The following is a 5,658-nucleotide window of genomic DNA, read 5'->3' on the forward strand; positions in this document are numbered from 1 at the left end:
CCGTCGTGCCCGATCCTGCCTGCGGTGCGGGGCTGGAGTGTCAACAAAGCACACCTCAATGGAAATCCCGTGATTTCGGGATCACATCAACATCGCGCGGGTGTGTCTGTCGGCTGGCAGGGATGGGGCGGTTTACTTCGTCAGCGTGCGACATGGGCGGAGCCAGCCGTTCGCCCGACAAGCGCCACAGCACGTCGCTGCGGTCGGTCAGGCTTTCTGCAACAACGTGAATAACTCCGTCGCCGCGCTGCACCCGGCCCTTGACGTCGATCAGCCGCGCCGTCAGGATGACCTTCCGAAACGCTGCAAAGGTCTTGGGCCATATCACCAGGTTGGCAGTGCCGGTTTCATCCTCTGCGGTGATGAAGCAAACGCCCTTGGCACTGCCGGGCCGCTGGCGGATCAGAACAAGACCCGCCAACCGCACAGAATTGCCATGATTGAGGCAATGTAGATTGGCAGCGGGAGTGTAGCCCTGCGCGGCCATGGATCGCCGCAGGAACCGCATAGGATGGGCCTTCAAGGACAGCCGGAGCATCTGGTAATCCGCGACGACCTGTTCACGGATCGGCATGGCGGGCAAGGTAACGGGGGTTTCCCGGCCTTCGTCCTCAGCCCTCCCGAACAGCGGCAGGTCGGGCGCATCGCGCAGGGCCTTGGCATCCCATAGCGCCGCGCGTCGGTCCAGTCCGGCGGACCGGAATGCATCCGCCGCTGCCAGCCGCCGTATCGACCCCGTGTCCAACTCCGCCCGCGCTTGCAGATCGGCCAGCCCGGAAAACGGCATATCCCGCGCCGCAGTCAGCCGGTCGGCCATGGCTTGTCCCAGACCTTCGATCTGGCGCAGTCCCAGCCGCAGGGCCGGATCGCCCTTGTCGGGTTCCAAGGTGTTGTCCCAATCCGATAAATTCACGTCGGCCGCCCGCACTTGAACCCCGTGATCGCCGGCGTCGCGAACAATTTGGGCGGGGGCGTAAAACCCCATCGGCTGACTGTTGAGAAGTGCGGCGGCAAAGGCTGCGGGATAGTAATGCTTTAGCCAAGCCGAAACATACACCAAGTGCGCAAAGGCCGCCGCGTGGCTTTCGGGGAAGCCGTATTCGCCGAAACCCTTGATCTGGTCAAAGCAGCGGCGCGCAAAGACCGGATCATATCCGCGCCGGGTCATGCCTTCGATCATATCGCCTTCAAGTGCATTGATTGTCCCGCGCGAACGAAATGTCGCCATCGCCCGGCGCAATTCGTTGGCCTTTTTCGAATCAAACTCGGCCGCGACCATGGCGATCTTCATGGCCTGTTCCTGAAAGATCGGCACGCCCAGCGTGCGTTTCAGAATGTCTTTCAGTTCGTCTGGCGGATGCGGCGGCCCCGGCTGCGGATAGTCAACCGGCTCTTGTCCAGTGCGGCGGCGCAGATAAGGGTGGACCATATCACCCTGGATCGGACCGGGGCGGACGATAGCGACCTCAATCACCAGGTCATAGAATTTGCGCGGTTTCAGGCGCGGCAGCATGTTCATCTGTGCCCGGCTTTCGACCTGAAACACCCCTATACTGTCGCCCCGGCACAACATTTCAAAGACCGGCACTGCGTCAGGCGCGTCGGGGTTCAGGTCCGCCAGCGTCAGCCGTCGGCCATGATGCGCGGCGATCAGGTCGAAGCATTTTCGGATACAGGTCAGCATACCCAAGGCGAGCACATCGACCTTCAGGATGCCCAGCGCGTCGATGTCGTCCTTGTCCCATTCTATAAAGCTGCGTTCAGGCATGGCGCCGTTACCGATGGGCACGGTTTCGGTCAGCTTTCCTTCTGTCAGAATGAAGCCGCCGACGTGCTGGGACAGGTGGCGCGGCATTCCGATCATCTGCTGGGCCAATATAAGTGTCCTGCGCAGGCGCAAATCTGTCATATCCACGCCCGCCTCGGTTGCCTCACCCTTGCCCATACTGGTGCCCCATGACCCCCAGACGGTGCGTGCCAGAGCGCCGGTGATGTCGTCGGACAGGCCCATCACGCGGCCGACCTCTCGGATGGCGGAACGCGGGCGGTAATGGATCACCGTGGCGCAAAGGGCAGCGCGATCACGGCCGTATTTTTCATAAATGTATTGAATGACCTCCTCCCTGCGTTGGTGTTCAAAATCCACGTCGATGTCGGGCGGTTCACTCCTGTCCTCGCTGATGAACCGTTCGAACAGCAGGTCGAAATGCGCGGGATCGACCGGGGTGATGCCCAGGACAAAACAGACCGCTGAATTGGCGGCAGACCCCCGCCCCTGGCACAGAATGCCGCGCGACCGAGCGAAATCCACGATCTCGCGTATCGTCAAGAAATACTGGGCGATGTTCTTCCTGCCGATCAGGGAAAGTTCATGTTGCAGCACGGCGCGGACCTTGTGCGGCACGCCTTCTGGATAGCGATTAGCAGCCCCTGCCCAAGTTAATTCAGCCAGATAATCCAGCGGGTCGCGCCCCGGTGGCGCGGTTTCGCGCGGATATTCATAGGACAGTTCCTTAAGCGAGAAGGTCAGCCGGTCCGCCAGATCGCGTGCCGCATGGATGGCGTGGGGCCAGCGGGAAAACAGCCGCACCATTTCCTCAGGCGTCTTCAAATAGCGTTCGGCATTGGCATCCAGCAGGTATCCGGCACGGTCGATGATGGTGCCATGGCGGATGCAGGTCATCACGTCCTGCAACGGGCGCCGCTCCGGGGCGTGATAATGCACGTCGTTCGTGGCAAGGATCATCAGCCCGCAGGCCCGCGCCGCCCGATCCAGCCGGTTGATCCGCGCCACGTCACCGCCGCGATACAGATACGAGGCCGCAACATGGCCCAACCCCGGCAGCCGCGCGGCAAGGCCGGGCAGCACGGACAGATCGTCACCCGGCAGCCAGATCAGTGCCAGCCCTTCGGCATGATCCGTCAGATCGTCCAGCGTCAAATCGCAAACGCCTTTGGCCTGCCAGTTTCCGTCAGGGTCGCCCATCCGGCCCTTGGAAATCAGCGCGGACAAATGCCCATAGGCCGCGCGGTCGCGAGGATAGGCCAGAAAGCCGGTGCCGCAGGTCAGCACGATCCGCGCGCCGATGATGGGGCGCAACGTGGCTCTGTGCGCCTCGGTATGCAGGCGCACCACCCCGGCAAGGCTGTTCAGGTCGGCAATGCCGATGGCTTCATAGCCAAGCCCATGTGCAGTCTGGACCAGTTCGGTCGCATCGGACGCGCCACGCAGGAACGAGAATGCCGAAGTTATCCCCAATTCGACAAAAGGCGCCCTCGGGTTGGGAATGAAATCATCGCTCAGCGTGCGGCGTGGCGCCTGATGATCATTCTGCGGCATCAGGCAAAGACCCCATGAATGAACCAGCGGGGCAGTCCGCCCCGGCCATCGCCTGCCAGCCCTTCGCGATACAGCCACAGTCGGCGGCCGGTGGCGTCCTCGATCCGGTAGTAATCGCGCAGCCGCGTGCCAGAGCCGTCCCGCCACCATTCAGGCGCGATGCGTTCAGGCCCAGCATGACGGGCAACGGCAATCTGCTGGCGGCGCCAGATGAACAGGGCCGGAGGGCCGTCAGGAACCGCGTAAAGGACGCGCACCTCCTCGGGCGGGTCAAACAGGCGGATGGGACGATCCGGGCGCCGCGCGGGCGGCGGATCGGCCAGCCTGGGTTCGGCCCGCCCTTCGGAGCATTCGGGAATGTGGCTTTCCACCGACACCGGACGCACGATGGCATCAGGCCCGAACCGAGCCACCAGCCGGTCGATCAGACGTGACAGGTGCAACGCCGTGTTGGCATTGCCGTCCAGGCTCACTTGCGCCGCACCCAAAGGCTCGGTCGCCTCGGCCAACAGACGGATCAGATCGAAACCATAGCCAGGGTCCAGTTGCTCAAGACGCCCGGTGAAAAGCCGCAGAAGATGCGCGGCCTCTCGGCTGGGGGCGGCGGTCGCCACGCGGATGTCGCGACGTTCGCCATCGACGCGAAACACCGACAGGCACAGCCGCCGACAGCCGCGATCATGCTTGGCCATCTTTCTGGCCAGTTCGTCAATCAGACCGGGCAGCCAGTCTGTCGGATCAAACACCGGCTCGGCCAGTCGCGCCTCGGCCACGAAATCCGGGGGCGGATCGGGTGCGGAAACCGGCTCAGCCAGGTGGCCCATTGCCTGATCCAGTCGGGTCAGTGGGTTGTCCCACATCGGCGCGCGGCCAAAGCGGCGCATCAGTGGCAGGCGCGGGATTGCCGCCAGATCGCCAATCCGCCGCAGCCCCAGCCTGCGCAGCAACAGCAGCGTGTCGCTTGACAACCGCAGTGCAGCAATGGGCAGAGGATGCAAATCGGCCAGATCGTGACAAACCACCCCTTCTGCCCCGTATCGCGCCAGCCCCCAGGCAGCGCCCCATGTCGGCGCAAGCGACACCCGTGCGGTCAGCCCGGCGCGGGCAAGGCGCCCCTGCATGTCGGATAACAGTGCATCTTCGCCGCCAAACAGATGGGCGGTGCCGGTGGTGTCGATGACCAGCCCGTCATTGCCGTCCGTTGCGGAAAACGGTCCCCAGCGCCGCACCCAGAACATCAGCCGCGACAGGACAGCTGCATCCTCCTCCGGGGCGGCTGGCACCACCTGAAGCGTCGGGCAAATGGCACGCATGTCCACTACGCGCGCACCCCGCCGCACCCCCGCCATTCGGGCAGTCTGGTTCAGGTCATGAACAACCGGGCCATGCGAACCCTCGGCCCACAGGGCGACTGGAGTGTCATCGGATACCGGTTCGCCCATCCGCAGCCGGTGATTTCGCCAGCGTTCCGTCGGCAGCGATGGCAGAAAAATGCAGGCGATCCGCCGCCCCTTCACGACCCCGCTCATGGCGCACAACCCATTCGCCCGGCGGTGACAGGCGCGACCTGAACAGATCGACCCGCCAGCACGGATCGCCCGGCGCGGCCAGATCGTCCGTCAGCGAATCCGACGGATAAGCCGCCACCCGCCAGCGCATACGCGCCGCCGATGCTTGGAAAGACGCCGCTCGCCGCACTAGCCAACATGGACGTCCCGCTGCCTCGGCCCGCATGGCCAGCCTTCGCGTAGCCGTGAAATCCAGCGCCGCCGGATCGCCCCATATCTCTCCTACCACAGCCGCAAAGGCAGGGCTGGTCAACGCGTCTTCCATAGCCGTCAGAACATCCGCAGGACGGGACAGATCGGCGCGCAGCAATTCCCTCCCGATGCCGGGCAGGAATGGCGCCCCTGCTTCGCGCTTGGTCAGCCGATCCTGCGCCCACAGCACCGGCCCATCGGGCAGAGCCGCCAGAAGAAATCCCGCCCCCGCCCCGTCCAGCGGCGAGGCGCAAGTGATCTCGGCCAAGGTTGCGGCACGCAAGTCCGGCACCCGCCTTATAGGCGCCAGAGGCCGCAAGGCATGAACAGACATACATATCAGCAGCAAGACAAATGTTTATGTTTTGTTCTAATTCCTGCGGAGGCGGGTCGTCAATGTCTTTTGCGAAGCAAAGCCTTCTCTGTCCTGCCTGACAGTATTAGATTCCGGCTGGGGGCCGATCGTACCGTGCGACGATTGCAGCGCCAACCAAGCGCAGCCCTGACGGATTTCATCCGCAGCACCGACCCGCTGCCCTTGACCTGTTCCGCTGTGCC

At 63.7% G+C, this 5,658-nt stretch carries 4 protein-coding genes; 1 reads left to right on the forward strand and 3 read right to left on the reverse strand.

The features are described from left to right. Positions 1-55 precede the first annotated feature (55 nt). From EPA64_RS16045 to EPA64_RS16055, 3 genes are read right to left on the reverse strand one after another with little or no spacing between them, the layout of a single operon-like run. Complete coding sequence (locus EPA64_RS16045) at positions 56-3,340, reverse strand: error-prone DNA polymerase (protein ID WP_134727291.1); 3,285 nt, start codon at positions 3,338-3,340, stop codon at positions 56-58. After that, complete coding sequence (locus EPA64_RS16050; RefSeq protein ID WP_246026801.1) at positions 3,340-4,869, reverse strand: Y-family DNA polymerase; 1,530 nt, start codon at positions 4,867-4,869, stop codon at positions 3,340-3,342. The genes EPA64_RS16045 and EPA64_RS16050 overlap by 1 nt, the downstream gene beginning before the upstream one ends. Beyond that, positions 4,760-5,368, reverse strand: a complete 609-nt coding sequence (locus EPA64_RS16055) for a hypothetical protein (RefSeq protein WP_246026802.1) — start codon at positions 5,366-5,368, stop codon at positions 4,760-4,762. The genes EPA64_RS16050 and EPA64_RS16055 overlap by 110 nt, the downstream gene beginning before the upstream one ends. A gap of 54 nt (positions 5,369-5,422) precedes the next feature. Here EPA64_RS16055 and EPA64_RS16555 point away from each other — a divergent pair. Further along, a partial coding sequence (locus EPA64_RS16555; protein WP_220443778.1) for a hypothetical protein occupies positions 5,423-5,658 on the forward strand: 236 nt, incomplete at its 3' end.

The sequence above is a fragment of the Paracoccus luteus genome (assembly GCF_004522155.1).
GTDB classification, from domain to species: Bacteria; Pseudomonadota; Alphaproteobacteria; order Rhodobacterales; family Rhodobacteraceae; genus Paracoccus; species Paracoccus luteus.